The organism is Seohaeicola sp., assembly GCF_048006315.1.
Classification (GTDB): Bacteria; Pseudomonadota; Alphaproteobacteria; order Rhodobacterales; family Rhodobacteraceae; genus Seohaeicola.
In genome coordinates this window covers 731,188-757,914 of sequence record NZ_CP180350.1, presented here as the reverse complement: position 1 = coordinate 757,914, position 26,727 = coordinate 731,188, and the positions used below count along the sequence as shown (strand labels likewise).

General features: G+C 64.6%; 24 protein-coding genes. 15 read left to right on the top strand and 9 right to left on the bottom strand.

Annotated features, from left to right (window positions below):
• The first annotated feature begins 19 nt into the window (after nucleotides 1-19).
• Nucleotides 20-1,468: a TrkH family potassium uptake protein gene (locus tag ACMUJL_RS03765; protein WP_068290705.1), complete on the top strand. Its 1,449-nt coding sequence runs from the start codon at nucleotides 20-22 to the stop codon at nucleotides 1,466-1,468.
• Nucleotides 1,469-1,477: 9 nt separating this feature from the next.
• Here the strand turns inward: ACMUJL_RS03765 and ACMUJL_RS03760 are convergent, their stop codons facing one another.
• The gene (locus ACMUJL_RS03760) at nucleotides 1,478-3,238 is read right to left on the bottom strand and encodes a serine protease (protein ID WP_416914130.1); all 1,761 of its coding nucleotides are present in this window, start codon (nucleotides 3,236-3,238) and stop codon (nucleotides 1,478-1,480) included.
• Between the two features lie 213 nt (nucleotides 3,239-3,451).
• On the opposite strand from ACMUJL_RS03760, the gene ACMUJL_RS03755 reads away from it, so the two are divergent.
• The 9 genes from ACMUJL_RS03755 to ACMUJL_RS03715 all read left to right on the top strand — a co-directional run bounded on the left by ACMUJL_RS03755 (nucleotide 3,452) and on the right by ACMUJL_RS03715 (nucleotide 14,689).
• Nucleotides 3,452-4,381, top strand: coding sequence for a glycine--tRNA ligase subunit alpha (locus ACMUJL_RS03755; protein ID WP_068290774.1), 930 nt, complete (start codon nucleotides 3,452-3,454; stop codon nucleotides 4,379-4,381).
• Complete coding sequence (locus ACMUJL_RS03750) at nucleotides 4,381-4,905, top strand: DUF6446 family protein (protein WP_375570349.1); 525 nt, start codon at nucleotides 4,381-4,383, stop codon at nucleotides 4,903-4,905. The genes ACMUJL_RS03755 and ACMUJL_RS03750 overlap by 1 nt, the downstream gene beginning before the upstream one ends.
• Nucleotides 4,906-4,929: 24 nt before the next feature.
• Nucleotides 4,930-7,221: a glycine--tRNA ligase subunit beta gene (glyS, locus tag ACMUJL_RS03745; protein ID WP_375570351.1), complete on the top strand. Its 2,292-nt coding sequence runs from the start codon at nucleotides 4,930-4,932 to the stop codon at nucleotides 7,219-7,221.
• A gap of 98 nt (nucleotides 7,222-7,319) precedes the next feature.
• A complete protein-coding gene (gene ppdK, locus ACMUJL_RS03740) occupies nucleotides 7,320-9,860 on the top strand; it encodes a pyruvate, phosphate dikinase (protein ID WP_375570353.1) in 2,541 nt (846 codons plus the stop codon).
• Nucleotides 9,861-10,067: 207 nt separating this feature from the next.
• Nucleotides 10,068-10,691: a cell wall hydrolase gene (locus ACMUJL_RS03735; RefSeq protein ID WP_082896296.1), complete on the top strand. Its 624-nt coding sequence runs from the start codon at nucleotides 10,068-10,070 to the stop codon at nucleotides 10,689-10,691.
• Between the two features lie 92 nt (nucleotides 10,692-10,783).
• Entirely contained in the window at nucleotides 10,784-11,710 is a 927-nt protein-coding gene (locus ACMUJL_RS03730; protein WP_068290697.1) for a dihydroneopterin aldolase, read from the top strand.
• A 42-nt stretch (nucleotides 11,711-11,752) separates the two neighbouring features.
• Entirely contained in the window at nucleotides 11,753-12,775 is a 1,023-nt protein-coding gene (gene folP / locus ACMUJL_RS03725) for a dihydropteroate synthase (RefSeq protein WP_375570356.1), read from the top strand.
• Nucleotides 12,768-14,111 (top strand): phosphoglucosamine mutase, encoded by a 1,344-nt coding sequence (gene glmM, locus ACMUJL_RS03720; RefSeq protein WP_375574020.1) that lies wholly within the window; start codon nucleotides 12,768-12,770, stop codon nucleotides 14,109-14,111. Before folP ends, glmM begins: the two co-directional genes overlap by 8 nt.
• 83 nt (nucleotides 14,112-14,194) lie before the next feature.
• Complete coding sequence (locus ACMUJL_RS03715) at nucleotides 14,195-14,689, top strand: hypothetical protein (RefSeq protein WP_375570358.1); 495 nt, start codon at nucleotides 14,195-14,197, stop codon at nucleotides 14,687-14,689.
• 8 nt (nucleotides 14,690-14,697) lie between these two features.
• On the opposite strand, the gene ACMUJL_RS03710 is transcribed toward ACMUJL_RS03715, so the two are convergent.
• Both ACMUJL_RS03710 and ilvC read right to left on the bottom strand, forming a co-directional pair.
• Nucleotides 14,698-15,600 (bottom strand): DMT family transporter, encoded by a 903-nt coding sequence (locus ACMUJL_RS03710; RefSeq protein ID WP_416914129.1) that lies wholly within the window; start codon nucleotides 15,598-15,600, stop codon nucleotides 14,698-14,700.
• Between the two features lie 122 nt (nucleotides 15,601-15,722).
• Nucleotides 15,723-16,745 (bottom strand): ketol-acid reductoisomerase, encoded by a 1,023-nt coding sequence (gene ilvC, locus ACMUJL_RS03705; RefSeq protein ID WP_068290687.1) that lies wholly within the window; start codon nucleotides 16,743-16,745, stop codon nucleotides 15,723-15,725.
• Between the two features lie 143 nt (nucleotides 16,746-16,888).
• Here ilvC and ACMUJL_RS03700 point away from each other — a divergent pair, with 143 nt between their 5' ends.
• The 3 genes from ACMUJL_RS03700 to ACMUJL_RS03690 all read left to right on the top strand — a co-directional run bounded on the left by ACMUJL_RS03700 (nucleotide 16,889) and on the right by ACMUJL_RS03690 (nucleotide 19,013).
• Complete coding sequence (locus ACMUJL_RS03700) at nucleotides 16,889-17,344, top strand: Lrp/AsnC family transcriptional regulator (RefSeq protein WP_068290685.1); 456 nt, start codon at nucleotides 16,889-16,891, stop codon at nucleotides 17,342-17,344.
• An 11-nt stretch (nucleotides 17,345-17,355) separates the two neighbouring features.
• Nucleotides 17,356-17,811 carry an Lrp/AsnC family transcriptional regulator gene (locus ACMUJL_RS03695; RefSeq protein WP_375574022.1) on the top strand — a complete coding sequence of 152 codons (456 nt, stop codon included), beginning with the start codon at nucleotides 17,356-17,358 and terminating at the stop codon, nucleotides 17,809-17,811.
• 74 nt (nucleotides 17,812-17,885) lie between these two features.
• Nucleotides 17,886-19,013 (top strand): aminotransferase class V-fold PLP-dependent enzyme, encoded by a 1,128-nt coding sequence (locus ACMUJL_RS03690; RefSeq protein ID WP_375570361.1) that lies wholly within the window; start codon nucleotides 17,886-17,888, stop codon nucleotides 19,011-19,013.
• 67 nt (nucleotides 19,014-19,080) lie between these two features.
• On the opposite strand, the gene ACMUJL_RS03685 is transcribed toward ACMUJL_RS03690, so the two are convergent.
• From ACMUJL_RS03685 to ACMUJL_RS03675, 3 genes are all read right to left on the bottom strand, one after another.
• Nucleotides 19,081-20,283, bottom strand: a complete 1,203-nt coding sequence (locus tag ACMUJL_RS03685) for a UbiH/UbiF family hydroxylase (protein ID WP_068290682.1) — start codon at nucleotides 20,281-20,283, stop codon at nucleotides 19,081-19,083.
• Between the two features lie 60 nt (nucleotides 20,284-20,343).
• Entirely contained in the window at nucleotides 20,344-20,583 is a 240-nt protein-coding gene (locus tag ACMUJL_RS03680) for a hypothetical protein (protein WP_375570363.1), read from the bottom strand.
• A gap of 120 nt (nucleotides 20,584-20,703) precedes the next feature.
• Nucleotides 20,704-21,348 (bottom strand): pyrimidine 5'-nucleotidase, encoded by a 645-nt coding sequence (locus ACMUJL_RS03675; RefSeq protein ID WP_068290678.1) that lies wholly within the window; start codon nucleotides 21,346-21,348, stop codon nucleotides 20,704-20,706.
• A 102-nt stretch (nucleotides 21,349-21,450) separates the two neighbouring features.
• Between ACMUJL_RS03675 and ACMUJL_RS03670 the strand changes: the two genes are divergently transcribed.
• Complete coding sequence (locus tag ACMUJL_RS03670) at nucleotides 21,451-22,104, top strand: GntR family transcriptional regulator (protein WP_068290677.1); 654 nt, start codon at nucleotides 21,451-21,453, stop codon at nucleotides 22,102-22,104.
• Here ACMUJL_RS03670 and ACMUJL_RS03665 read toward each other — a convergent pair.
• Entirely contained in the window at nucleotides 22,088-24,100 is a 2,013-nt protein-coding gene (locus ACMUJL_RS03665) for a glycosyltransferase family 2 protein (RefSeq protein ID WP_416914128.1), read from the bottom strand. The genes ACMUJL_RS03670 and ACMUJL_RS03665 overlap by 17 nt on opposite strands.
• 96 nt (nucleotides 24,101-24,196) lie before the next feature.
• The gene (carA, locus tag ACMUJL_RS03660) at nucleotides 24,197-25,366 is read right to left on the bottom strand and encodes a glutamine-hydrolyzing carbamoyl-phosphate synthase small subunit (protein WP_068290674.1); all 1,170 of its coding nucleotides are present in this window, start codon (nucleotides 25,364-25,366) and stop codon (nucleotides 24,197-24,199) included.
• Nucleotides 25,367-25,652: 286 nt separating this feature from the next.
• Here carA and ACMUJL_RS03655 point away from each other — a divergent pair, with 286 nt between their 5' ends.
• Nucleotides 25,653-26,111, top strand: a complete 459-nt coding sequence (locus tag ACMUJL_RS03655) for a GatB/YqeY domain-containing protein (RefSeq protein ID WP_068290672.1) — start codon at nucleotides 25,653-25,655, stop codon at nucleotides 26,109-26,111.
• 6 nt (nucleotides 26,112-26,117) lie between these two features.
• Here the strand turns inward: ACMUJL_RS03655 and ACMUJL_RS03650 are convergent, their stop codons facing one another.
• The gene (locus ACMUJL_RS03650) at nucleotides 26,118-26,618 is read right to left on the bottom strand and encodes a DUF2244 domain-containing protein (RefSeq protein ID WP_375570368.1); all 501 of its coding nucleotides are present in this window, start codon (nucleotides 26,616-26,618) and stop codon (nucleotides 26,118-26,120) included.
• Nucleotides 26,619-26,727 lie beyond the last annotated feature (109 nt).

Here is a 26,727-nt window from a genome sequence, read left to right as displayed (position 1 = left end):
TGCGGCCAAGCCTTGCGCCATGTTGGACCTGCGCCCCGTCGGATATGTGATCGGCCTTCTGGTTGCGGCCCTCGGGCTGACCATGATCCCGCCGCTCACCGTGGACCTTGCCGAGGGCAGGGGACACTGGCCCGTGTTTTTCGAGGCTGCGGTGCTGACCTTTCTGACCGGCAGCCTGATCTCGCTGGCCTGCAGCAATGGCGCGAAAGAGGGGCTGACGCTGCAGCAAACCTTCATCCTGACCAGCAGCGTCTGGCTGGTGCTGCCGTTGTTCGGATCACTTCCCTTCATGCTGGGCGCGACAGAGGCGCGTTTCGTCGATGCCTTCTTCGAGGCGATGTCGGGCATGACCACGACCGGATCAACCGTCTTTGTCGGGCTTGACGATCTGCCCAAGGGTCTTTTGCTGTGGCGCGGCATCCTGCAATGGCTGGGCGGGATCGGCATCATCGTCGTGGCCATGGTCTTTCTGCCCGAATTGCGCGTGGGCGGCATGCAGGTGTTCAAATCCGAAGCCTTCGAGACGATGGGCAAGATCCTGCCCCGCGCCAGCGCCATCGCCTCGCAGATATCCATCATCTACGTCGGGCTGACCGTGGCCTGCATGTTCACCTATCTGCTGATGGGGATGAATGCCTTCGATGCCACTGTGCATGCCCTCACGACCATATCGACGGGCGGGTTTTCCACCTATGACGCTTCTTTCGGGGCGTTTTCGGGCAATATGGAATATGCCGCATCCGTCTTCATGGTGCTCGCGGCGCTGCCTTTCGTGCGTTATGTCCAGCTGCTCAACGGGTCTGCACGCCCGTTGTGGCGCGACAGCCAGGTGCGCTGGTTCATAGGGATCATCATGGGGCTTGCCGTGGGAACCGCCGTGATCCTGACGACCATTTTTCCCCATCACCCCGAACAGGCATTCCGCGAGGCCTTGTTCAACATCACCTCGATCATGACGGGCACGGGCTATGCCAGCGTCGATTACATGGGCTGGGGCAGCCTGCTGGTGGGGATGTTCTTTTTCATCGGGCTGATCGGCGGCTGTGCGGGGTCGACAGCCTGTTCGGTCAAGATCTTCCGCTACCAGATCCTTTTCTCGTCGATCCGGGCGCAGATCCGCAAGACGCAATCCCCCAACGGCATCTTCATTCCCCGTTTCGAGGGCGCACCGATCACCGATGACGTGATGGATTCGGTGATTTCCTTCTTCGGTTTTTTCGTGCTGACGCTGGGCCTTGTCGCCGTGGCACTGTCGCTCACGGGGCTTGATTTCATAACCTCGGTGTCGGGGGCGGCCACAGCCATGGCCAATATCGGCCCCGGTCTGGGCGACGAGATCGGCCCGGCGGGCAATTTCGCCGGGCTGAATGATACCGCCAAGTGGATCCTGAGCTTTGCGATGTTCGTCGGCCGGCTCGAGGTGCTGGTGGTCTTCGCGGTCTTCACCGTCAGTTTCTGGCGCGCCTGAGGGGCCGGATCAGTCCCAGCAGCCGACAAGAACGGTCATCGCACTTGCCTGACGCGTCAGGTCAACGGGATGCAGCGCACTGGTTGCGTCCGACAGCGACGAGGCCACGCCAAGGCTGTCCAGCAGGCTGCGGATCGCGCTGGCATCCACGCTGAAGCTGACGCTGGGCGGCAATTGCCGTCCTGCCACGACCGGCGCGCTCAGCATGCCCACGACCGCGCCGCTGGCGTCCAGTACGGGGCCGCCGACATCGCCGGGCAGCGATTCCATCTCAAGACGCTTGAGGTTCTCCTCGCCGTTCAGCCCCTGCACATCGGCCAGCCGGCCGAAGGTCAGTGTCGGTGCGCTGAGGATGCCGCCGTAGGAAAAACCCGCAACCGACACTTCGGATTGCAGCCGTGGCGTGACGGTCTGAAACGCCGCCGTCGCCATCGGGGCCAAGGGCAGATCGGGCCGCAGCACGGCGATCCCCAGGGCGTCATCCTGCCCCAGAACGCTGGCCTCGGTGTCATTGTCCAGCGTGATCCGCCCGCAACCCGCAACCGCATCGGTCGCGGTCACGACGGTGCCCTGCCCATCGACATAGAAACCCGACCGGGTCAGGCGCGGCTTGCGGATTTCCAGCCCGGCCACAAGATCGATGCGTTGCGCGCCGGGGGCGTCGGCGATGACATCCAGCACCCCGTCGATCCGGGTAAAGCTTTTCTGCATCTCGCCCAGCAGCCTCAGCCGCCGATCCTCGTCACCGGCGGGCCAGACCAGCGTGAAACCCTTGATCCGGCCGTTTCTCAGCGTCACTTCGGTGTGCGACACGAAATCGCCGCCCTGGCCGATCAGGACGAACCCGTCCTCGCGCCGTTCGCGCGGTCCCTCGGTGGGTACGATCCGCAGCGTCTGCATGATGTCGTAAAGGCCGAACATCGTGGCGCGGTCGCCTTCCTGGCTGATCAGCAGAATGCGCGCGTCGATATCGCCGCTGGCCTCGTAATGCACGAAAGGCGGCTCGATACGGTCGAAGCTGACGGCCCCCAGCGGCAGGACCATCTCGATGCCCGCGGTTTCGTCGCGCACGGTCTGCAGGTCCAGCCCGGCCAGCACGGCATTGTATTGGCCCAGCAGCGTCTGGCGCTGCAGCGTGGTCAGAACGCCCGTGGGCTGGAAATTGTTGGCGGCCTGCCATGCGGACATGGAGGCGCGTGTGCCGCGCCCGAAGGCGCCGTCAATCGCGCCGTCATAGAAACCGGCCCATTTCAGTGCGACCTGCAGCGCCTCGCGTTCGGCGGCTGACAACTGCCCCTCGCTGGCGCGTGCCTCGTTGGGGGACTCGTCGGGCAGGGGCGGCTGCGGGATGCCGGCCTGATCGGTGACCACGGGCTGTATCGCCGGCTCCTGCGCCGCCGCGGCTTCAGGTGGCGTGGTCGGCTGCGGCAGGCTCAGCAGGTTCGCGCCCACTGGCCAGAACTGCTGCCGGAAACTGCTTGTGAAGGCGATGAAACTGTCATTCGGGATCGTGCCCTCGGCGCGGTAGACGCGCAGCACCTGGTCGGCATCGCCGCGCGAATAGGGCCCCAGCGCGAGGGCATACCACCCACTGGGCAGGACAAAGCCGTTCACGTCAGGCAGTCTTGCGGCATAGCTGCGCGCCCGTTCCTGCGCTTCGGCAAGGGTGGGGCGGGCTTCGATCTGGACCCAGACCACCTCTTCCTGCGCCCAGGCACCGCGCACCAGTGAAAGAACAACGAAAACGACCGCGAAAACCTGTCTCAACATGAAAATCCAACGCCCCTGCCTGTATCAATTTGTCCCATTCGGGTCTCAACGGCCCCGTTTTAACAAATCCCGACCGGCATGCATCCGAATAATGCGTGATCGCGCAATTGACCCCATCCGGCGCGGGCAATAGGTAGAGCGCGCGATCTGCCGCCTGAAAATCGGACGGGCAGGGCGCCGGGGCAACCGATCAGGAGCGTTGGACGCATGAGCATGGCAGGGACAGGCGGCACGCCGCGCAGTTTCCAGGAAATCATCCTGAGGCTTCAGGCCTATTGGGCCTCCAAGGGCTGCGCCGTGATGCAGCCTTATGACATGGAAGTGGGCGCGGGCACCTTTCACCCCGCCACGACATTGCGCAGCCTCGGCACGAAAGCCTGGGCCGCCGCCTATGTACAGCCCTCGCGTCGCCCGACCGACGGCCGCTATGGCGAGAACCCGAACCGTTTGCAGCACTATTACCAGTACCAGGTGCTGATCAAGCCCAGCCCCCCCGATCTGCAGGCGCTCTATCTTGGCAGCCTCGAGGCGATCGGCATCGACATGGCGCTGCATGATATCCGCTTTGTCGAGGATGACTGGGAAAGCCCGACCCTGGGTGCCTGGGGCCTGGGCTGGGAAGTGTGGTGCGACGGGATGGAAGTCAGCCAGTTCACCTATTTCCAGCAGGTCGGCGGGCATGATTGCCATCCGGTGTCGGGCGAGCTGACCTACGGGCTGGAACGTCTTGCGATGTATGTGCTGGGCGTGAACCACGTGATGGACATGCCCTATAACGACCCCGATGCGCCGATCCGGCTGAGCTATGGCGATGTCTTCCGCCAGACCGAAGAGGAATACAGCCGCCACAATTTCGATGCCGCCACGACCGAGATGCTCTTGCGCCACTTCGAGGATGCCGAGGCAGAATGCGCCCGCCTTCTGGCGCTGCCGGCCGAGGACCCAAAGACCGGAAAACGCATCATCATGGCGCATCCGGCCTATGATCAGTGCATCAAGGCCAGCCACCTGTTCAACCTTCTGGACGCACGCGGCGTGATCTCCGTCACCGAACGGCAGGCCTATATCGGGCGGGTGCGTGCGCTGGCCAAGCAATGCGCGGATGCCTTCGTGCAGACCGACGCCGGCGGGTGGGCCGCGTAATGGGCAAGTTTCTCGCAGTTCTGATCCTCTCGGCCGCGCTGGTTGGCGGCGCGGCGATGTATTACCTTCAGGTCTACGGCTTTTACGACGAGATCACGGCAAGCGGTCCCGATGACGTGCAGATCGTGGCCCTGGCCACGGGCCAGTCCGAAGCACTGCCTCATGCCGCGTTTCAGGCGATCGATTCCGACAGCAGCCCGATCCGTTATCGCGCCTGCTTCCGCACCGACCTGTCACTTGACCAGATGGCCGCGACCTATCAGCCCTATGCGGGCGCCGTGCCCCTCGTGGCGCCCAAGTGGTTCGAATGCTTCGACGCCCGCGAGCTTGGTGCGGCACTGGAGGCGGGCACCGCGCTGGCCTTCATGGGCACCGAGAACATCCGCTACGGCATCGACCGCATCGTGGCGGTCACCAAAGACGGGCGCGGCTATGTCTGGCAACAGATCAATCGCTGCGGCGAAGTGGTCTTTGACGGCCAGCCCGCCCCCGCCGATTGTCCCGCGCCCCCGCAGGAAAACTGATCTCCGCGCCAAGGAAACCGATTCATGCCCGATCTTCTGATTGAACTCTTCTCCGAGGAAATCCCGGCGCGCATGCAGGCGCGGGCGGCGGATGACCTGAAGAAACTTGTGACCAACGGCCTGGTCGAGGCGGGCCTCACCTATGCGGGCGCGGCCGCCTTTTCCACGCCGCGCCGCCTGACGCTGGCCATCGAAGGGGTGCTGGCCAACTCGCCCACCCTGCGCGAGGAACGCAAGGGCCCCCGCGTGGATGCGCCCGAACAGGCGATCGAAGGTTTCCTGCGCGGTGCTGGCTTGACCCGCGACCAGTTGGAAGAACGCGACGCCGGCAAGGCGCGTGTCTTCTTTGCCGTCATTGAAAAGCCGGGTCGCCCGGCGTCCGAGATCGTGGCCGAGGTGCTGGAAGGGGCGGTCCGCAATTTCCCATGGCCCAAGTCGATGCGCTGGGGGACGGGCAGCCTGCGCTGGGTGCGTCCGCTGCAATCCATCCTGTGCATCCTGACCACCGAGGCCGGGGCCGAAGTGGTGCCGATGTCCGTGGAGGGCATCACCGCCGGCAACACCACCGAGGGCCACCGCTTCATGGGCAAGGGGCGCTTTGCCGTTGCCTCGTTTGAAGACTACGCCGCCAAGCTCAAGCAGAACCGCGTGATCCTTGATCCGGCCGAGCGCGCCGATGCGATCTGGGCCGAAGCGACAAGCCAGGCTTTCGCCAACGGGCTTGAGGTGGTCGAGGATGCAGGCCTTCTGGCCGAGGTGGCGGGCCTTGTCGAATGGCCCGTCGTGCTGATGGGCGCGATTGATGAGGCGTTTCTTGGCCTGCCCCCCGAGGTGCTGCAAACCTCGATGAAGGAGCACCAGAAGTTCTTTTCCGTCCGCAATCCCAAGACGGGCCGGATCGAGCGTTTCATCACGGTTGCCAATATCGAGACCCGCGATCACGGCGCGACGATCCTTGCGGGCAACCAGAAGGTGCTGTCGGCCCGCCTGTCGGACGCGCGTTTCTTCTGGGAAAACGACCTGCGCACCGTCAAGAACGTGGGGCTGGAAGGCATGGCCGCGGGCCTGTCTTCCGTCACCTTCCACAACAAGCTGGGCAGCCAGGCCGACCGCGTCACCCGGATCGCGGCGCTGGCCCGCGAGATCGCACCGCTTGTGGGGGCCAAGCCCGATCTGGCCGCTGAGGCCGCGCGCGTCGCAAAGGCCGATCTGCAATCCGAAATGGTGGGTGAATTCCCGGAACTTCAAGGGCTTATGGGCCGCTATTATGCCGCCGCCGCCGGCCATGACGACGGCGTGCCAGAGGCTTGCGAGATGCATTACAAGCCGCTGGGCCCATCCGACGCGGTGCCCACGCACCCCGTCTCGGTCGCCGTCGCGCTGGCCGACAAGATCGACACGCTCACGGGTTTCTGGGCCATCGACGAGAAACCCACGGGCAGCAAAGACCCCTACGCGTTGCGGCGGGCGGCTTTGGGCGTGATCCGGTTGGTGCTGGGGAATGAGGTGCGGATGCAGATTATTAAAATTCTTGAGCATTCAACCGCTCGACTATTTGCCCAAGCGGTTAGAAGGTTTGACGTTTCAGCGCTAAGCAATGATGAGATTGCCTCCATTTCTAATTTGGATTCAGCTGCAAAATTTTTGTTGGAACTACAAAGTAAGTCGACAAATCCTGAGGAAGGACTTTCAGAGCTACTTTCTAGGTCAATGGCAGCTTCAAATCTTCTAGAAGGTCTAAACGACGCCAAGTCTCGTTTTGTAGGGCTTTCTAAAGTAGGTGAAGCAGAGGCCGACCTCCTGTCCTTCTTCCATGACCGCCTCAAGGTCTACCTCAAGGATCAGGGCATCCGCCACGACGTCATCGACGCCTGCCTCCAGATGCCCGGTAACGACGACCTGACCCTGCTGGTCAAACGCGCCGAGGCGCTGGCTGCCTTCCTCAAGACCGATGACGGGGAAAACCTGCTGCAAGGCTTCAAGCGCGCCGCCAACATCCTTAGCCAAGCCGAAGAAAAGGATGGCGTCGAATATTCCTATGGCGCGGACATCAAATTCGCGGACACTGACGCCGAACGCGCGCTGTTCGACGCCCTTGACCAAGCCGAATCCACCATCACCCCCGCGATGAAGGCGGAGGATTTCGCCGCCGCCATGACCGCCATGGCCGGGTTGCGCGCCCCCATCGACGCCTTTTTCGAGGCCGTGCAGGTCAATACAGACAACCCCGTGATCCGGCGTAACCGCCTGAACCTGCTGTCCCGCATCCGCACGATCTGCATCTCGGTGGCCGACCTGACACGGCTGGACGGCTGATTGACAGTGCTGTCAATTTTTTCTGACACTTCCCCAACGCTGCGCTTGCGTTGGGGCGCATCGGGCGTATTCTGCATCTGAATACGAAAGGCGCCGCAGTGCAGCATAACGACCCTGATATTACCCTGATCACGCCCATCGCCCCGATCAGCACCGCCACCCATGGCGGGCGGGCGAAATGCCTGCAACGCCTTGCCCGGCTGGACCTTCCGGTTCCCGTGACCGTCGCGCTCAGCTTTGGCGCCGTGCAGCGGATCGCGGCCGGCGAGATGCCGGACATGCGCGGCCTGCTGGATGCGTTTGGCGACACGCCGCTTCTCTGCGTTCGCCCCTCGTCCGAGGACCCGGATTGGGGCGGTCCCGGCGCGGTGCTGAACATCGGCATGAACGACAAGGTCTATGCCGATCTCAGTGCCGAGCTTGGCGAGGAGGCCGCCGCCGCCATCTATCTGCGCTTCGTGCAATCCTATGCATTGCATGTGGCCCGGCTGGACCCGGACATGTTCGACGATGTGACGCTGGACGGCCCCGAGGGTCTGGCCGAGGTGCTGCGCGCCTATGAGGACGAAACCGAAGAGGCCTTTCCCCAGGATCCCGCCGTGCAACTGGCCGAAGTGCTGCGCTCCATGGCGCGCGCCTGGAGCGGGACAACCGCGCGCCTGCTGCGTCAGGCCAAGGGCGCGCCCGCCGATGCGGGGCTGGGGCTGGTCGTGCAGGCCATGGCGCTGGGGCTGGGGCAGGGGGAATGCGGATCAGGCGTGATCCAACTGGTCAATTCCCAGACCGGGCACAAACAGATCACCGGGCGTTACCTGTCGCAAAGCCAGGGGCGCGATGCGCTGCAACGTGGCACCAATGCCGTCTATCTGGAGCGCGACAGCCGCGGTCCCTCGCTGGAGGAGTTGGCGCCTGAGGCCTTTGAAGCGCTCAAGGCGCATACCGCACTGATGCGCCAGCGTCTGCGTGAAGAGATGCAGGCCGAATTCACCATCGAGAATGGCCGTGTCCATATCCTTGACGGGGTCCGGGTACAGCGCAGCGCGCGCGCCGCTGTCCGGATCGCGGTTGCCCTTGCCGATGAGCAGATCATCACCCGTGATGAGGCGCTGCTCAGGATCGAACCGCGCGCGCTGAATGAACTGCTGCACCGCCAGATCGACCCCAGCGCCCCGCGCGACCGTCTGGCGCGCGGCATCGCGGCCAGTCCGGGTGCCGCCAGCGGGCGTCTGGTCTTTACCGCAGCCGAGGCCCAGGCAAGCGCCGCAAGGGGCGAGGCCTGCATCCTCGTGCGCCGCGAAACCAGCCCCGAGGATATTCGCGGCATGCATGCCGCCGTCGCCGTCCTGACCGAAAGGGGCGGCATGACCAGCCATGCCGCCGTGATCGGGCGCGGCCTGGGCCTGCCCTGCGTGGTGGGCGCCAACGACATCAAGTTCAACCTGCGCAAGAACGCCCTGACCGCACCGGACGGGCGCGAATTCCGCGCGGGCGATATCCTGACGATCGACGGGACTCATGGTGATGTTCTGGCGGGCGAACCTGCCATGCTGGAGGCGACGCAGGACGATGCCTTCCAGACCCTGATGCAATGGGCCGACGATGTGCGCGACATCGGGGTGCGGGCCAATGCCGACACGCCCGCCGATGCCCAGACGGCCCGCAACTTCAAGGCGCAGGGGATCGGCCTGTGCCGGACCGAACACATGTTCTTCGAGGCCGACCGCCTGACCGTGATGCGCGAGATGATCTTTGCCGATGCCAGCAAGGATCGCCGCGCCGCTCTGGACCGTCTGCTGCCGATGCAACGCGCAGATTTTGCAGAACTTTTCCGCATCATGCAGGGGCAGCCCGTCTGCATCCGCCTGTTCGATCCGCCCTTGCACGAATTCCTGCCCCATGACCGTGCGGGCCATCGCGAACTGGCCGAGGCGCTGGACCTGCCGTTGTCCGATGTGACGCGCCGTTGCGAGGCGCTGGCCGAATACAACCCCATGCTGGGGATGCGGGGTGTCCGCCTGGGCATCACCGTGCCCGAGATCTATGACATGCAGGCCCGCGCCATTTTCGAGGCGACGATTCTGGCCAGCCGTGACGGCGATCCGGTCGTCCCCGAGATCATGATCCCGCTGGTTTCGGCCAAGCGCGAGGTGGAGCTGGTCAAGACCCGCGTGGATGCGGTGGCCGCCGCCGTGCGCAACGAATCGGGCGTGAGTTTCACCTATCGTCTGGGGGTCATGGTCGAGACGCCGCGCGCCGCCCTCAGGGCTGGCGAAATCGCGCCATATACCTCGTTCCTCAGCTTCGGGACCAACGACCTGACGCAGATGACCTATGGGCTGTCGCGCGACGATGCGGGGCGGTTCATGTCGACCTATGTGCAGCAGGGCGTTTTCCCCGAGGATCCGTTCCACACGCTGGATCAGGACGGGGTGGGCGAGTTGTTGCAGATTGCGGCGAAGAGAGGGCGCACCAGCAGCCCCAACCTTGTCCTGTCGATCTGCGGCGAACATGGCGGCAGCCCCGAATCAATCGCCTTCTGCAGGGATGCCGGATTCAACTATGTGTCGTGCTCACCCTTCCGCGTACCCGTCGCAAGACTGGCCGCGGCGCAATTGGCAGTGAAGGACAAGAAAGGGTAGGGGGCACCGCCCCATCTACCATATTTGCCAAAAATGCATGGGTCCGATGCAAAAATCGCCCTTGCGCTTTTGAGCGGCATACCGCCTGTTTGCCCCTCGAATCGTCCTTGGGTGGACGACCCGGCACTTTTTCGCTACAGACACGTCTGATTTTGCAGGATGGCATGGGGTCTGCTCCCCGCACATTCTGACAAGGAGATGACGAAAATGCGCCTTTTTGCTGCCATTGCGCTGGCCACTCTCGTGGCCCTTCCCGCGGTGGGCGAGACGCCCATTCACGACGTTCTCAAGGAAGAACGTCGCGGTTTGAACAGGATTTCGGCCTCTCAGCTGGATGGTTTCCTGCAAAAGTCGACCCCTGCACCGGGTCAGCTCAGCTATAGCCGCGACTGGCTGAACCAGTTGCCGCGCCCCAAGCTGGCGGATGCCGAGATGCGCTGCCTGTCAGAGGCGCTGTATTTCGAGGCGCGCGGCGAAACCCTGCGCGGTCAGTTCGCGGTGGCCGAAGTCATCCTGAACCGGGTCGACAGCGCGCTCTATCCCGATACGATCTGCGGTGTGATCCATCAGGGCACCGGCCGCAAATACCAGTGCCAGTTCACCTATACCTGCGACGGTATCCCGGATGTGATCAACGAAAAGGCGGCCTTCGATATCTCGGCCAAGGTGGCCAGCGTCATGGCCAGCGGCGCGCCTCGGGCCCTGACCGAAGGGGCGACCCATTATCACACCACCGCCGTCAGACCGAACTGGTCGCGCAAATTCCCCCGCACCGCCACCATCGGCGTGCACCATTTCTATCGTCACCCGCTGGAAACCGCGCAGAACTGATCGCGCCGTTTCCGGACCCTGCTGTGCCGCAGGAAGCCTTGCAGCCGTGACATGGCGCGCTACTGTGCGCGCGCAAGGCAGGGGGAACGACCATGAGCAGCGAAATCAAATGGGCCTTCGGGCATCCGTCCGAACGTGCCGAGGGCACCGCCGGCCCCGAGATGCTGGACCGTATTTCCCTGCGTGACCATGTGGTGACCGTCGAAATCGGCGCCTTCCAGGCCGAGCGCGGCACGACGCAGCGCATCTGCTTCAACGTCGTGGTCGAGGTCGAGCCCCAGGGTCATCTTGACGATGATGTCGACCGCATCCTGTCTTATGACAAGGTGACCGAAGCCATCGCCCATGAGCTTGGCGCGGAGCGTCTGAACCTTCTGGAAACCCTGGCGCAACGCGTTGCCGACCGCATCCTGCTGGAGCCTCAGGCGCGGCGTGTCTTCGTGCGGATCGAGAAACTGGATCGCGGCCCCGGCGCGCTGGGGGTCGAGATCATGCGCGCCCGGCCTGCCACCGCCACCACCCAGCCCCTGCGCCCCGTCGATGACCGCCCCCATCCCGAGGTGATCTTTCTGTCGAACGCGGCCATCGCCTCGCCGCACCTGAAAGGCTGGATCGATCAGCTTGAAGCGGGGCATCGCCCCACCATCCTCTGCGTGGGCGCCCCCGATGCCGAGGCACCGCAGGCGGACCATCCGCTGGCGCAACGCCGCATCGACCTGCTGGCGATCGAACAGAACGCCTGGGTACTGGCCGCGCGCGATCCGCGCTGCGTCGTGGTGAATTCGCGCACCGAACTGGACTGGTCCATGCGGCAGGGCCAGATCAGCGTCTGGGCACCCTCCAAGATCGTGCTGGATGCCGTCGATGGCCCCTCGGCGCAGCCGCGCGATGCGCTGGCGCTGGTGCTGTGGTTCGCCCGGCACATGCAGGCCGCAGATATCGTGGTGATCGGCGATACGCCGCCAAAAACCGCGGATCTGCCGATCCGGACGCTGGGCGCCGATCAACCCGACCTTTAAGGGCGCTTGCCAACGGGCCTGCAATCGCCCATTCACGCTGTCATGAAGACCCATGTTCGCCCCCTTGTCCTGACAGGGCCGGAACGCCCCCACGATGCCTTGCCGCTGGCGGGCGGGGCGCTGATGTTCGACCGAGTCGAAATCCTGTCACGCAACGCCGCACCACGGGTGATCCCGGCGCGGGACGCCCCCGCCGATGTGCTGGACAGGCTGACCGCGCCGCGCCCGCCCATCGCGGGTCTCGACATGGGGCGCGTCAACATCATGGGCATCCTGAACGTCACGCCCGACAGTTTTACCGATGGCGGGCGGCACAACGCGCCCGAAGCCGCGCTGGCCCATGCCCGCGCGATGCAGGAAGAGGGGGCCGATATCATCGACGTCGGCGGCGAATCGACCCGCCCCGGCGCGCTGGCGGTCAGCCCCGCAGATGAAATCGACCGCACCGCGCCCGTCATCGCTGCCCTGCGCGCGGCGGGCCTGGCGCTGCCCATCTCGATCGACACGCGCAAGACCGCCGTGGCGCGCGCGGCTGTGGGCGCAGGGGCCGATCTGGTCAATGACGTGTCGGGCTTTACCTTCGATCAGGACCTCGCGGGCTATTGCGCGGCGCAAGACCTGCCTGTCTGCGTGATGCATGCGCAGGGCGATCCCCAGACCATGCAGGACAATCCGCGCTATGACGATGTGCTGCTGGATGTCTATGACTTCCTTGAAACCCGTATCGCGGCGCTTGAGGCGCAGGGCATCCCGCGCGCCCGCATCATCGCCGATCCCGGTATCGGTTTCGGCAAGACCCAAGCACATAACCTTGCCCTCATGGCCCGCATAGGCCTGTTTCACGCATTGGGCTGTCCGATCCTGCTGGGGGCGTCGCGCAAGAAATTCATCGCCACCCTGGGGCAGGCCCCCGCGGTGGCGGACCGTGTGCATGGCTCGGTCGCCGTGGCCCTTGCCGCCGCCGCGCAAGGCGTGCAAGTCCTCAGGGTGCACGATGTGTTCGCCACGCGCTCGGCCCTGACACTGTGGCAGGCTGCAACAAGAGGAACCAGTGATGATGCGTAAGCTGTTCGGAACCGACGGGGTGCGCGGCACCGCGAATATCCATCCGATGACCGCCGAAATGGCGCTGCGGATCGGCGCCGCCGTGGGCCGCTACTTCCGCCGCGATGGCGGCAGCACCGTGCACCGGGTGGTGATCGGCAAGGACACGCGTCTGTCGGGCTACATGTTCGAGAACGCGCTGACCGCGGGCCTGACATCGACAGGCATGAACGTGCTGCTGCTTGGGCCGGTGCCGACGCCGGCGGTGGGCCTGCTGACCACATCCATGCGCGCCGATCTGGGGGTGATGATCTCGGCCAGCCACAACCCGGCCTCGGACAACGGGATCAAGTTCTTCGGACCCGACGGTTTCAAGCTGTCCGATGAGGTCGAGGCCGAGATCGAGCATCTGATCGAGACAGGCGTCGAACCGGCGAAGGCGCAGAACATCGGTCGCGCCAAGCGGATCGACGATGGCCGCTTCCGCTATGTCGAACGGGTGAAATCCACCTTTCCGGCCGGGATGCGTCTTGACGGGATCAAGGTGGTGATCGATTGCGCCAACGGTGCCGCCTACCGCGCTGCCCCCGAGGTTTTGTGGGAATTGGGCGCGGATGTGATCCCCGTGGGCGTGAACCCTGACGGGCGCAACATCAACCTTGATTGCGGATCGACCAAGCCGCGTGTGGCGGCGGAAACCGTGGTGGCCCATGGGGCCGATCTGGGCATCTGCCTGGACGGCGACGCCGACCGCGTGATCCTGATCGACGAGAAAGGCCATGTGGCGGATGGCGATCAGATCATGGCGCTTCTGGCGGCACGATGGGCTGATGAGGGACGTCTGAAAGGCAATGCGCTGGTGGCGACCGTGATGTCGAACCTCGGACTGGAGCGTTTCCTGCAGGCGCGCGGTCTGCGTCTGGAACGGACGGGCGTGGGTGACCGCTACGTGGTGGAACGGATGCGCGCGGGTGGCTTCAACCTGGGCGGCGAACAATCGGGCCATATCGTGATGACCGATTACGCCACCACGGGTGACGGGCTGATGGCGGGGCTGCAGTTCCTGGCCGAGATGGTGCGCACCGGCCAACCCGCCTCAAGCCTGACCGGAAGCTTCGAAAAGGTCCCCCAGCTTTTGCAGAATGTCCGCTATGCCGAGGGCCAGGCCCCGCTTGAGGCGGCATCCGTGCAAAAGGCCATCGCCGCCGCCGAGGCCGCGCTGATCGGCAAGGGACGCCTTCTGATCCGCAAATCGGGCACCGAACCCTTGGTACGCGTGATGGCCGAATGCGAGGATGACGCGCTGCTGGTGCAGGTGGTCGAAGGCATCGTGGCCGAGGTCAAGGCCGCGATCTAGGCCAGACAAGTCTTGCCTTGCGGGTTTTTCCGCCTTTAGGCTGCGACGGTTCGTACCCGTTTAATGATTGAAAGGTTTGCCTCATGAGAAAAATCATCGCATCCGTGCTCGTTCTTGCCTTTTCTGGTGGCGCTGCTCTGGCCGAGATGCAGATTGCACTTGGGGCACATTGGGATGGCAAGCGCATACCCAAGGGGCAGAATTGCAGTTTGCAGGGCGGCAAGGGCGCGACCCCGCCGATGCGCATCACGGGGCTGCCAGCAGGAACCGCGATGGTCGTGGTCGAATATAACGACAAAAGTTATGCGCCGCTGTCCAGCAAGGGTGGTCATGGGATCATCGGCTTTCCGGTCAAGGGCAGTTCGGCTGACCTGCCTTCTGTTCCCGGCATGACGGACCGGTTTCAGGGCGGTATCCGCCTGATCGCGAAAGCGCGCAGCACCGGGCAATATGCGTCGGATGGTTATCTGCCTCCCTGTTCCGGCGGGCGGGGCAACGATTACCGCGCCGATGTGAAGGCCATCGGCCAGAATGGGGCGGTGCTGGAAAAGGTCACGGTCAAGCTGGGCTGGTACTAGGGTGCCCCTCAGTCGCGCCCGAACAGCCGCATCAGCGCGCCCCACTGGCTGAGCGCCAGACCCGTCAGGATCAGCCCCAGCGCCACGAAGAAGCGCAACGGCAGCGCCTCGGACAGGATCAGCGCGCCAAAGGCCATGGACCACAGCGGCACCTGGTAATTGACCAGCGTCATGAAGACAGGCCCCGCCGAGCGGATCACCTGCACCCGCAGCAGCGCCGCCAGCGCCGTGGGCATCAGCCCCAGGAACAGGATCGCCAACCCGCTTGTCTGACCCGCCCAGCCCGGCACGCCCTCGACCGCCAGCATGGCGGGGATCAGCACCACCGCCCCCACGACCAGCGTGATCGTGGACAGGGCCACCGGATCGATGGGGGGGCAGCGCCGCGTCAGGATCGCCGCCACCGCATAGGACAGCGCCGCCCCCACGCAGGCCAACTGCCCCAGCGCCGCCATGTCGCCGCCGATGGCAAAGACACCCGGCCCGATCAGCACGGCCGCGCCGATGAACCCCAGCACAACCCCCGCCGTGCGCCGCAGCGTCAGCGGCTCATCCGCAAAGACATGGGCCAGCGGCAGAACGAACAGCGGCAGCGCCGCCATCGAAATGCCCGCGAAGGCCGATGGGACATGCTGCTGGCCCCAGCTGAGCAGGAAGAACGGCAACGCGGTCGACAGCACGCCGATCGCCGCAAGATAGCCCCAAAGACGCAGATCCCCCGTCGGCCATCGCCGCCCCATCACCCGCATCAGCAGCATCAGGGCCAGCGCCCCCAGCGTGGTGCGCGCGCAGGCGACCGTCAGCGGGCCGTAATCGCGCAGGGCGACGGCGACCACCATGAAGGTGCCGCCCCAGACAAGGCCCAGAAGCCCGATCGAGGCCCAGTTCGCAGCGGTGGGTTGTTGTGCCATGAGGCGGCACTAACCACGCCGGATGGGCAATGTCCACAAGCCCCATGAAAAAGGGGCGCCCCGTAGCGGAACGCCCCTGATTTCAGCGGCTTGCGCCGTGAAATTGACTCTCTGCGCGAGGATCAGTTCTTGGACTTGTCGACCATCTTGCCAGCCGAGATCCAGGGCATCATGGCGCGCAGCTGCTCGCCGACCTTTTCGATCTGGTGCTCGTCGTTAAGGCGGCGTGTCGCCTTGAAGGACGGCTGGCCCACGGCGTTTTCCAGCATGAAGTCACGCACGAACTTGCCGTTCTGGATGTCGGTCAGAACCGCCTTCATCTTTGCCTTGGTCTCGTCATAGGGCAGGATGCGCGGACCGCTGACATATTCGCCATATTCGGCGGTGTTCGAGATCGAGTAGTTCATGTTCGCGATGCCGCCTTCATAGATCAGGTCGACGATCAGCTTGACCTCGTGCAGACACTCGAAATAGGCCATCTCGGGCGCGTAACCGGCTTCCACCAGGGTCTCGAAGCCCATGCGGATCAGTTCGACAAGGCCACCGCACAGCACGGCCTGTTCGCCGAACAGGTCGGTTTCGCATTCCTCGCGGAAGTTGGTCTCGATGATGCCGGAGCGGCCGCCACCGATGGCCGAGCAATAGGACAGGCCGATTTCCAGCGCCTTGCCCGATGCGTCATTGTGAACCGCCACCAGGCAGGGCACGCCGCCGCCCTTGGTGTATTCGCCGCGCACGGTGTGGCCGGGGCCCTTGGGGGCCATCATGATCACGTCGACGCCGGGCTTCGGCTCGATCAGGCCGAAATGCACGTTCAGGCCGTGGGCAAAGGCAATCGCTGCACCTTCGCGGATGTTGTCATGCACATACTGCTTGTAGGTTGCGGCCTGCAGTTCGTCGGGCATGGTGAACATGATCAGGTCGGCCCATGCGGCCGCTTCGGCGATGCCCATGACCTTGAGGCCTTCGCCTTCGGCTTTCTTGGCCGAGGGGGAGCCTTCGCGCAGGGCGACGACAAGGTTCTTGGCGCCGGAATCGCGCAGGTTCAGCGCGTGGGCATGGCCCTGGCTGCCGTAGCCCAGGATGGCCACTTTCTTGTCCTTGATCAGGTTGATGTCGCAATCGCGGTCATAATAAACGCGCATGGAAAGATCCTTTCATGTTGATCGGGCGAGTCTTGCTCTGGTCGCGACAATAGCGATCCTTTCCTCATTGTGTTTTCGTTTTTTTTGCGTATTTGGATAAATGGTGAAATATCATTCGCATAAATCAAATTGGTGCATAAATCATGCTTGATGACACTGACCGCCGCATCCTGCGCCATTTTCAGGCCGATCCGGAACTGGGCACGGCTGAACTGGCCGAACGGGCAGGGGTGACGCAGGCCACCTGCTGGCGGCGGCTGGAACGCCTGGCCGCGCGCGGCATCCTCAAGGGGCAACAGGCGGTGATCGACTGGCAGGCGCTTGGCTATGCGGTCGAGGTCAGTCTGCGCATCACGCTGGACAAGACGGTGACGCGGGCTTTCGATGACTTTCTGGCAAGCGCGCGGGACATTCCCGAGGTGCTTGAGATCCAGACCTTTCTGGGCCGCGTCGACCTGCGCCTGTCGGTGATCGCGCGCGATATGGCGCATTATCAGCAGCTTTACCGCACGCGCATCCTGACGCTCCCGCATATCGCCGATATCGAGGCCCTGATGCATGTGGCGCGGATCAAGTCGGATGAGGTGCTGCCGGTATGAGCGCGCTGTTGCTGGCCGATCTGGACGAGACTGACCGCGCCATCCTGCGGGCGCTTGCCGCCGATGCGACACTGAGCGCGGGCGCGCTGGGGCGCAGGCTGGGCCTGTCGCAGCCGGCTGCATGGCGGCGCATCAAGCGCTTGCAGGAGGCGGGCGCGATCAAGGGGCGTCGCCTGGTGCTGGATCATGAAAAGCTGGGATTCGGCGTCACGGTCTTTCTGGGGGTGAAGCTGGCCACCAAGGGACGCGTCAGCCTCGAGGATTTCGAACGCGCCGTGACGGCCATCCCCGAGGTGCAGACGGTCGAGCATATCCTGGGGCTTTACGATTATCGCCTGCGGGTGGTCGCACGGGACATTTCCGATTTCGAGCGCGTGCTGCGCCGGCGCGTCATGACCCTGCCAGGGGTCGGCGATGTAGAGGCAAATGTGCTGCTGTCGGAAGAGCGGCGCCCCGGTCCTTTGTAGCCCGGCGACGAAAGGGGCTTTGCCTTTGGCGCTGCGCCGCGCTAACCCTTGGAAAACCCGAGGAGGAGAGACATATGACCGCCCTGTTGAACACCGTGGACCCGGACGGGTTGCTGGAATTCTCGGTCGTCTTTACCGACCGTTCGCTCAATCACATGAGCGCAAGCTTCCAGCAGGTGATGCGCGACATCTCGGGCATGCTGAAAGAGGTCTACAACGCCGACGGTGTGGCGCTGGTGCCCGGTGGCGGGACCTACGCGATGGAGGCCGTGGCGCGCCAGTTCGCCCATGACGCCCATGCGCTGGTGGTGCGCAACGGCTGGTTCTCCTATCGTTGGAGCCAGATTTTCGACGCGGGGCAGTTTACGGCGCAGACAACCGTGTTCAAGGCGCGCCAGACCGGCAATGGCGAAACCGCGCCTTTCGCCCCGGCACCGATCGCACAGGTGACGGCCGCCATCCGCGAGGCCAAGCCCGATGTGGTCTTTGCCCCCCATGTGGAAACATCCGCAGGGCTGATCCTGCCGGATGACTATATCACCGCGCTGGCGGCGGCGGCCCATGAGGTGGGCGCGCTGATGGTGCTAGATTGCATCGCCAGCGGTTGTGCCTGGGTCGACATGAAGGCGACCGGCGTCGATCTCCTGATCTCGGCCCCGCAAAAGGGCTGGTCCGCGTCACCGTCCGCGGGTCTCGTGATGCTGTCGCAGCGCGCCATCGACCGGTTGGAGCATACGGCCAGCGACAGTTTCGCGGTGGACCTCAAGAAATGGTACACGATCATGCAGACCTATGAGGGGGGCGGGCATGCCTATCATGCCACCATGCCCACCGATGCGCTGCGCGCGTTTCGCGACACGATGCTGGAAACCCGTGACTATGGTTTCCAGAAGCTGTGTCAGGCGCAATGGGACCTGGGCAATGGCGTGCGCAAGATGCTGGCCGACAAGGGCGTGGTCTCTGTCGCTGCCGACGGGTTTGGTGCGCCGGGCGTCGTCGTCAGCTATACCGACGATCCCGATATCCAGAACGGCAAGAAATTCGCGGCTTTGGGCATGCAGATAGCGGCGGGTGTGCCCCTGCAATGCGACGAGCCTGCAGGCTTCCGCACCTTCCGCCTCGGGTTGTTCGGGCTGGACAAGCTTTACGATGTGCCCGCCACGCTGGCGCGCCTGAAGGCTGTGATCGACAAGGTTCTGTAGGCGGCCGGTTTCTTCTTGCTGAAAATATCCCCGCCGGAGGCATCCGACGGGGCGGTCGGCGTCAGGGTCAACTTTTGGCGCCAAGACCCATCTGCATCATCGTGCGGCGTACCGGTGCCAGCGAATAGATCGCGTTCAGCCCCGTGGCGCGCAGGTCGCGCAGGGGTTGCGAGGCCATCATCGAGGCGCGGTTCAACAGGTCGATCCCGGCAACGCGGGCGCGCACCTCGGTGTGGCGGCGCTTGTGAAATGTCTCGAGCATGGTTGCATCGCCCAGGCGGTCGGGGGCGGCCTCGGCCAGGTCCAGCAGAACGCGCATGTCGCCCAGGCTCATGTTCAGGCCCTGTGCCCCGATGGGCGGCACCACATGGGCGGCCTCGGCCACAAGGGCCACGCGTTCGCCATACATGCGTTCCGCAACCTGGCTGATGATCGGCCAGACCGTGCGGCGCGAGGCAAGCGTCAGCGGCCCATAAAGATAGCACGAGCGGGTGTTCATCTCGGCCTCGAAGGCCTCCTGTTCCAGAGCGGCCAGGCGCTGCACCTCGGGTCCCTGTTCCATCCAGACCACGGCCGAGGAGGGCATGCCGTTGAAATCAGGCAGCGGCACCAGCGTGAACGGCCCGCCCGAGCGGTGGATCTCGGTCGAGATATTGTCATGCGGAATCGGGTGGGTCACCGCGAAGGCCAGCGCCTTTTGTCCGTAGCGCGTGGTCTTGACCGGCACGCCGACGGCTTCGCGCACGGGCGAATGGCGCCCGTCGGCCGCGATGACAAGACGCACCCTGACGCTTGTTCCATCGCTCAGCCCCACGCGGGCCTCTGCCTGGCGGGTAAAGACCGATGCGACACCGATGCCGGGGCGGAAGGTGACACCGGGCAGTTCGGCCAGGCGCGCCACCATTTCGCGGCGCAGCAGCCAGTTCGGCAGGTTCCAGCCAAAGGGCTTGTCGGAAATATCCGTGGCGTTGAAATCGCGGGTCAGGCGCGGTTCGGGTTCGGGGCCGCCCGCGTCCACGATCCGCATGATCTGCAGGTCGGTCGCATGGGGCGCAAGCCGCGTCCAGAGGCCTGCACGATCCAGCAAGGCCTGCGCGGGTTGCAGGAAGGCGGTCGTGCGCAGATCCGCCCCTTCCGCATCACGTGCGGTGATGGGCGGCGCGGGATCGACGCAGAGCACGGAAAAACCCGCGCTGCCAAAGACCGCCGCAGCGGCAAGCCCGGCGACACCGCCGCCGGATACCAGGATATCGTAATCGAATTGCCGCATGATCTGGCCTCCTGCCCTCCTATCTAGAAGGGTCGGCGCGAAGGTCCAAGCGGCATTCCGTCATCCCCGCGTGATCAGGATCAACATCGTCCAGATCACGGGCACGGCCGCCAGGGCCGGGATGTAAAGACCCGGAATGCCGAAGGCCGCGACGGACAGACCCCACAGGATGGCACCGAAAAGCGTGATGACCAGGATGAGGGTGTCGGGGCTTTTCGTGCCCTCTTCCTTCTGGGCATGGGTGTCCTGCGCCACGATGATGTCGGCATCGGCAACAAGGGTGGGGTCGATCTTGCTCATGTATGGGGTCCTGTCTCTGGGCATTGCGGAATAGGCGCGCGGGTCGCGCCTGTTCAAATAGGAATGCGGCGGCGGGATCAAAGGTGCGTATTGCCGCAGCGCGGCGAGGTGCCGCAGGCCTCAGATCAGCCGGGCCAGAAAACCGGTCAGATCGTCGGTATGATGGTGGATGTGATCGCCTTCATGCGGGTCGGGTGCCACGTGGACGGTGCGCATGCCCATGGCATGGGGGGCGGCCAGGTTGCGCGGATCATCCTCGAACATCGCGGCCTGCCTTGGGTCCAGCCCGTCGGCGGCGAACACGGTCTGGAAGGCCTGCGCCTCGGGCTTGGGCAGGAAACCGGCATGTTCCACGCCATAGACCGCATCGAACAGGCCCGACAGGCCGCGCGCGGCGATCACCCGTTCCGCATAGGGCCCACAGCCGTTGGTATAGACGATCTTGCGACCCGGCAGGGCGCGGATATGGGCGGCCAGATCGTGATCCACCTCGAGATGATCCAGCGAGATGTCATGCACATGGGTCAGGTATGGCCCCGGATCCACGTCATGTTCGCGCATCAACCCGGCCAGCGTGGTGCCATAGGTGTGCCAGTAGTGGCGGCGCAGATGGTTGGCGCGGGCGCGGTCCACCCCCAGCGCATCCATCACGAATTGGGTCATGCGCACCTCGATCTGGTCGAAAAGGCGCGCCTGCGGTGGGTAGAGCGTGTTGTCCAGGTCGAAGACCCAGCCGGTCACATGGGTGAAATGCTGCTTTGCCATGGCGCGACGCTATCGCGCAGTCGGGGCGGCTGCAACAGTTGCGCCTTGCCTGATGGGGCGGGGCGGCGATAGTCTGACGCGATGAACAAGGAGACGCCACCGATGAAGGACCTCAAACCGGTGCAGAAAGACGCCTATACCCTGATCCTGGAAGCGATCGACACCGGTATCTACCGCCCCGGCGACCGTCTGGTGGAAAGCGAACTGGCCGAACGCTTCGGCGTCTCGCGCACCCCCATCCGCGAAGCCTTGCAGCGTCTGGAGACGCAGTCCCTGCTGACGCGGGACGGGCGCAGCCTGATCGTGGCCTCACTGGATCACAACCAGCTGAGCGAGCTTTACGTGGTGCGCGCCGAACTGGAGGGGCTGGCCGCGCGCCTTGCCGCCCGTCACGCCACTGCCGAAGAGGCGCGGGTGCTGCGCGACATGGTCGAGGCCGATCAGGCGCTTCTGGGCAATCCCAAGGGGCTGGCCCGCGCGAACCGGCGGTTTCACAAACAGATCCACCTTGCCTCGCATAACCGCTACCTTGTGCAGCAGCTTGATCTTGTGCATCGGTCGATGGCCCTGATGGCCACCACCTCGCTTGCGGCGGAGGGGCGCGGCGAAGTGGCCCTGGCCGAACACAGCGCCATCGTGACCGCGATCGAGAACCGCGATGAAATGGCCGCCTACCAGGCGCTGAGGGATCACATCTCCAAGGCGTTCGTCACGCGGCTCAAGCTGGACAGCGGGACCCTCAAGAGCGTCGAGTGAAGGCCCGCGCCAGCAGGCCGTGCCGGGGACGGCTCAGCAGGGAATGGCCGTGCGCGGTCTTGTCCCAGAAAAAGGGCGCGAAGATCAGCTCGTAGAGCGCCTTGTAGACCGCCAGCACCCCCAGCGGAAAATAGAAATGCAGCGTCGGCACCCAGAACAGCAGGTGCCGATGCGCCGGACCTGACACCGCCAGAAGCCCGGTTGCGATGGTCAGGATCTCGACCAGCAGGAAAAGCCGCGCCATCGCGATCAGCGGCCCCTCGGGGATCAGCCCGTCCAGCGGATGCGGCAGTCCCATCAGCACAAGCCAGAAAGACCACAGTACCGGCGCCAGCAGGAATTGCGATAGCGCCGTGATGAAATGGGTCTGGTATCCCAGGAATCGCCAGGGCCCCAGTTGCCGTAGCAACAGCAGCGGCGCGCGCATATGCACCAGATAGGTGACCATGTAACCCTTGAGCCAGCGCGAACGTTGCTTGACCCAGGGCAGGGGGTGGCAATTCGCCTCTTCGCCCGTGCTGGTGGCGATCATTTCGGTGCGAAAACCGTGCCGGGCCAGCCGAAACCCCAGATCCGCGTCCTCGGTCACGTTATGGGCGTCCCAGCCGCCCAGGGCCTGCAGCGCGTCGCGCCGAAAAAACAGGGTCGTGCCCCCCAGCGGGATCGCAAAACCCAGACGCTGCATCCCCGGCATCATCACCCGGAACCAGGCCGCGTATTCGATGGTAAAGCAGCGCGCCAGCCAGTTCTGGCGCGGGTTGTAGTAATCAAGCACCCCCTGCAGACAGACCAGATCGGGGGGGGCCGTCGCAAAGCGGGCGACGACCTGGTCGATCTGGTCGGGATCGGGCGCATCTTCTGCGTCGTAGATCCCGATGATCTGACCGCGCGCGAAATCCAGTGCGTAATTCATCGCGCGCGGTTTCGTGCGGGGGCGCCCGTCCGGCACCGGGATGACGCGCATCCAGGGCGGCAGCGTGACCCGCGCCAAAGCCGAGGATGTCACGGTGTCATCTTCCTCGAGGATCAGAAGAACATCCAGCAAGGCCCTTGGATAGCGCAGCTTTTCCAGCCGCTGGATCAGGATGTCCGCGACTTCGGGCTCGCGGTAGAGCGGCACGAGGATCGAGACGACCGGGCGGCGGAACGGCGTGAGCGACCGGGCCTGCATCGCGGGACCGGGCAGCGCGGGGTGATCCTGCGCCGCCTGTACGGGGGAGCGGGCGGTCAGAAACGCCATGACGGCCGCGCCCCGGTGCAAGGCTGCCACCCCCAGCGTCGCCACCGCCCAGCCCGCCAGCACCGCGAAGACCGCGACCGGATAGGCCAAGACCAGCGCCAGCAGGGTCAGCGCGCCGCCTGCCAGCGCCAGTTTGCGCCAGATCGAGGGCGCCGCCCAGCCGCGACAGCTTTCATGGGCGGGCACGCGTGTCAGGGCGGCTTGCGCCATCTCGTCCCGCCATTGGCGCGCGATTGCCCCCTCGAGATCGGCGGGATCGACCAGAACCGGACGGGCACGGTGAAACGGGGCCGGCAGTTCGGGCGCCTGATCGGCGAAATCCTCGGGGCGGGCGGTCGCGATCAGCAGCGTGCCATCCTCGGTCTCGCGCCATGGCATCAGGCCCAGGCGCAGGCAGGTCGCCGGATCAAGCGCGCGGGCCAGCGCCGGGTCTGGCGGTTGTTCCGCAAGGTCGACAATCCTGAGGCTGAAGCAATCGGCGCGCGCGCGCAGCAGGTCATCGGCCGTCAGCCAGCCCTCGTTCAGGGCGATGGTGGACAGGCTGCTGCAGTCGCGGCGCATCTGCGCCCTGACGCCAAGCATCTGCCCCACGCTGACCAGTTTGCGGTCGACAAGATAACGGGCAAGGTCTGGCCGCACGCGGGTGCGCGGCGCGCCGGATGCGCCGGCAGGTCTGGTGACCGTGCGCAGCATTTCGTCGCGCGGCACAGGCCCCTGTGCCGTGGGTGGCGTTCCCCCGCTGGTCCAGAACAACATGCGCTTTCCCCAAAGCCAAGCTTTTCACGGGCACCGATGGCCCGTGTTTCTGGGTAAAGGATCGCAACTATTGGTTAATGCTGACTTAACAGGTGATTAAGCGACGCTGTTTTCCGCACGTTCCGCCATATGGGCCGCAAAACGTTCGAACAGGTAGAAGCTGTCCTGCGGTCCGGGGCTGGCCTCGGGGTGGTATTGCACCGAAAAGACCGGACGGTCGGCCATGCGGATCCCGCAGTTCGATCCGTCGAAAAGCGAGACATGTGTTTCCAGCACGCCCTTGGGCAGGGTCTGGCTGTCCACCGCGAAACCGTGGTTCATCGAGGTGATTTCCACCTTGCCGGTCTCAAGGTCCTTGACCGGGTGGTTCGCGCCGTGATGGCCGTGGTTCATCTTGATGGTCTCTGCCCCCAGGGCCAGTGCCAGCATCTGATGACCCAGGCAAATGCCGAAGACCGGCACGTCATGCTTCAGAACGCCCTGGATCATCGGTACGGCATAGGCCCCGGTCGCGGCCGGATCGCCCGGACCATTGGACAGGAACACGCCGTCGGGATCATGGGCCATGACCTCTTCCGCGGTCGCGGTGGCGGGCAGCACGGTCACATCGCAGCCGACCGAAGCCAGGCACCGCAGGATGTTGCGCTTGGCGCCGTAATCCACGGCCACGACCTTGAATTTCGGGTCCGCAAGGCGGGCGTAGCCTTCAGGCCAGGCCCAGCGCATCTCGTCCCAGCGATAGGACTGGGCGCAGGTCACGTCCTTGGCAAGATCCAGCCCCTTGAGGCCGGGAAAGGCGCGCGCGCGCGCGACCAGCGCCTCGATGTCGAAGACGCCATCGGGGTTATGGGCCAGCGCCACATGCGGCGCGCCCTGCTGCCGGATCGCGCGGGTCAGGCGGCGGGTATCCACGCCACCGATCGCGATGCGGCCGCGCTTTTCCAGCCATGTCGTCAGATGTTCGGCGGCGCGCCAGTTGCTGGGCTCTGTCGGATCCCATTTCACGACCATGCCGGCGGCCACCGGATCGGCGGTTTCGTCATCGTCGGGGTTCACGCCGACATTGCCGACATGAGGGAATGTGAAGGTCACCACCTGGCCCGCGTAGGACGGATCGGTCATGATTTCCTGGTAGCCGGTCATCGCGGTGTTGAAGCACAGTTCCGCTTGCGTCTCGCCCGTGGCGCCGAAGCCGCGGCCGTAGAACAGCGTCCCGTCTGCAAGCGCAAGGCAGGCCGTGGGGCGGGGGGCGTTGGTCTGGGGCATCTGGGTGTCTCCGGTTCGGCTAAACGGCTATGGGCAGCGGTTGCACCATGCGCGCGGTATCGGGCGGCACCGGGTGCAGGGCCGTGGCCCCGTCCGCACCGCCCGTGCTGGGCACGGGCAAATTGGCGGAGGTTTACGGGCAGCACCCGTGATGGTCAAGCCCGGCCTGCCGCAAAGTCATCCGCCGCCTGCAGGAAAACAGGACAGTGCAAAAGGGCATGGCTGTTGCCCCTCTGATCGGGACATACTATGTGTCTCGTCTGTGACAATGCCGGGGATGAGCAGAATGGATATGCGCGACAGGGTCAACGCGGCCCTCAAACAAGCCATGAAGGACAAGGCGGCTGACCGTCTGTCCACGCTGCGACTGATCAATGCCGCCATCAAGGACCGTGATATCGCGGCGCGGGGTGATACCGATTCCACCGGCGTCGGCGATGCCGAGGTTCTGGCGATCCTGGGCAAGATGTCCAAGCAGCGCATGGAAAGCGTGCGCGCCTATGAAGAAGGCGGGCGTGTCGATCTGGCCGAGCGCGAGCGGGCCGAGATTGCCGTGATCGAAGAGTTCCTGCCTCGGCAGCTGACCGCGGCCGAGATCGAGGAAGCCGTATCGGACGCGATTGCCGCGACCGGTGCCACCTCGATCCGCGACATGGGAAAGGTCATGGGCGAGCTTAAGGGCAAGTATACCGGCCAGATGGATTTCGGGGCCGTCGGCCCGATGATCAAGACACGGCTGAGCTGAGGCCCGTCAGGCCGGCGCCTCTGACTTGTAGAGGCGCAATGCCTCGCACAGTTCATTGAACAGGTCCTTGCGTTCGTCCTCGGACAGGAAGGCACCGATTTCGACCGTGCGGCCGTTTCCCGTCAGGGTCACGTAATTCGGCACCGGCCCACCCTGTGGATGCAGTTCGGCGCGCGCCCAGTAGCAATTGCAATCCCATTCCTGCCGGTCGCCCTTGGGGTTGATCCGGGTCAGGTAGATATGGCCCGGATCCAGCGTCAATTCCTCAAGGATATTGCCGTCGCGATAGCTGCGCTCCAATCCCCACCAGACTGCCCCGATCGCCGCCATCAGAAAGGGCAGCAACCCCCAGAGCACGGCTGTGCCGATCACGGCAAAGAGCGGCATCAGGATCATGACGAAGGTCGCCAGAATGAACGCGGCCATCCCGCGCCGGGGCAGGGATCTGTGTGGCCAGAGTGTCAGGGTGCGGTGGCTGTCTTGGGGGTCGGTCCAGGTATAGGGCATGTCCGGGCGTTCTAAGCTTCTGTTGGCACAAAGGTAACGCGAAACCGCCGGGGGTAAAGCCCCGGTGCGCGGTACGCGATGTCGCGCTTGGGCCTGTCTGACCTTGTGG

Excerpts from the sequence above, each read along its gene's own strand:
- ACMUJL_RS03765 (WP_068290705.1), top strand. The coding sequence starts at position 20 with ATGTTGGACCTGCGCCCCGTCGGATATGTGATCGGCCTTCTGGTTGCG.
- ACMUJL_RS03760 (WP_416914130.1), bottom strand. The coding sequence starts at position 3,238 with ATGTTGAGACAGGTTTTCGCGGTCGTTTTCGTTGTTCTTTCACTGGTG.
- ACMUJL_RS03755 (WP_068290774.1), top strand. The coding sequence starts at position 3,452 with ATGGCAGGGACAGGCGGCACGCCGCGCAGTTTCCAGGAAATCATCCTG.
- ACMUJL_RS03750 (WP_375570349.1), top strand. The coding sequence starts at position 4,381 with ATGGGCAAGTTTCTCGCAGTTCTGATCCTCTCGGCCGCGCTGGTTGGC.
- glyS (WP_375570351.1), top strand. The coding sequence starts at position 4,930 with ATGCCCGATCTTCTGATTGAACTCTTCTCCGAGGAAATCCCGGCGCGC.
- ACMUJL_RS03735 (WP_082896296.1), top strand. The coding sequence starts at position 10,068 with ATGCGCCTTTTTGCTGCCATTGCGCTGGCCACTCTCGTGGCCCTTCCC.
- ACMUJL_RS03730 (WP_068290697.1), top strand. The coding sequence starts at position 10,784 with ATGAGCAGCGAAATCAAATGGGCCTTCGGGCATCCGTCCGAACGTGCC.
- folP (WP_375570356.1), top strand. The coding sequence starts at position 11,753 with ATGAAGACCCATGTTCGCCCCCTTGTCCTGACAGGGCCGGAACGCCCC.
- glmM (WP_375574020.1), top strand. The coding sequence starts at position 12,768 with ATGCGTAAGCTGTTCGGAACCGACGGGGTGCGCGGCACCGCGAATATC.
- ACMUJL_RS03715 (WP_375570358.1), top strand. The coding sequence starts at position 14,195 with ATGAGAAAAATCATCGCATCCGTGCTCGTTCTTGCCTTTTCTGGTGGC.
- ACMUJL_RS03710 (WP_416914129.1), bottom strand. The coding sequence starts at position 15,600 with ATGGCACAACAACCCACCGCTGCGAACTGGGCCTCGATCGGGCTTCTG.
- ilvC (WP_068290687.1), bottom strand. The coding sequence starts at position 16,745 with ATGCGCGTTTATTATGACCGCGATTGCGACATCAACCTGATCAAGGAC.
- ACMUJL_RS03700 (WP_068290685.1), top strand. The coding sequence starts at position 16,889 with ATGCTTGATGACACTGACCGCCGCATCCTGCGCCATTTTCAGGCCGAT.
- ACMUJL_RS03690 (WP_375570361.1), top strand. The coding sequence starts at position 17,886 with ATGACCGCCCTGTTGAACACCGTGGACCCGGACGGGTTGCTGGAATTC.
- ACMUJL_RS03685 (WP_068290682.1), bottom strand. The coding sequence starts at position 20,283 with ATGCGGCAATTCGATTACGATATCCTGGTATCCGGCGGCGGTGTCGCC.
- ACMUJL_RS03680 (WP_375570363.1), bottom strand. The coding sequence starts at position 20,583 with ATGAGCAAGATCGACCCCACCCTTGTTGCCGATGCCGACATCATCGTG.
- ACMUJL_RS03675 (WP_068290678.1), bottom strand. The coding sequence starts at position 21,348 with ATGGCAAAGCAGCATTTCACCCATGTGACCGGCTGGGTCTTCGACCTG.
- ACMUJL_RS03670 (WP_068290677.1), top strand. The coding sequence starts at position 21,451 with ATGAAGGACCTCAAACCGGTGCAGAAAGACGCCTATACCCTGATCCTG.
- ACMUJL_RS03665 (WP_416914128.1), bottom strand. The coding sequence starts at position 24,100 with ATGTTGTTCTGGACCAGCGGGGGAACGCCACCCACGGCACAGGGGCCT.
- carA (WP_068290674.1), bottom strand. The coding sequence starts at position 25,366 with ATGCCCCAGACCAACGCCCCCCGCCCCACGGCCTGCCTTGCGCTTGCA.
- ACMUJL_RS03655 (WP_068290672.1), top strand. The coding sequence starts at position 25,653 with ATGGATATGCGCGACAGGGTCAACGCGGCCCTCAAACAAGCCATGAAG.
- ACMUJL_RS03650 (WP_375570368.1), bottom strand. The coding sequence starts at position 26,618 with ATGCCCTATACCTGGACCGACCCCCAAGACAGCCACCGCACCCTGACA.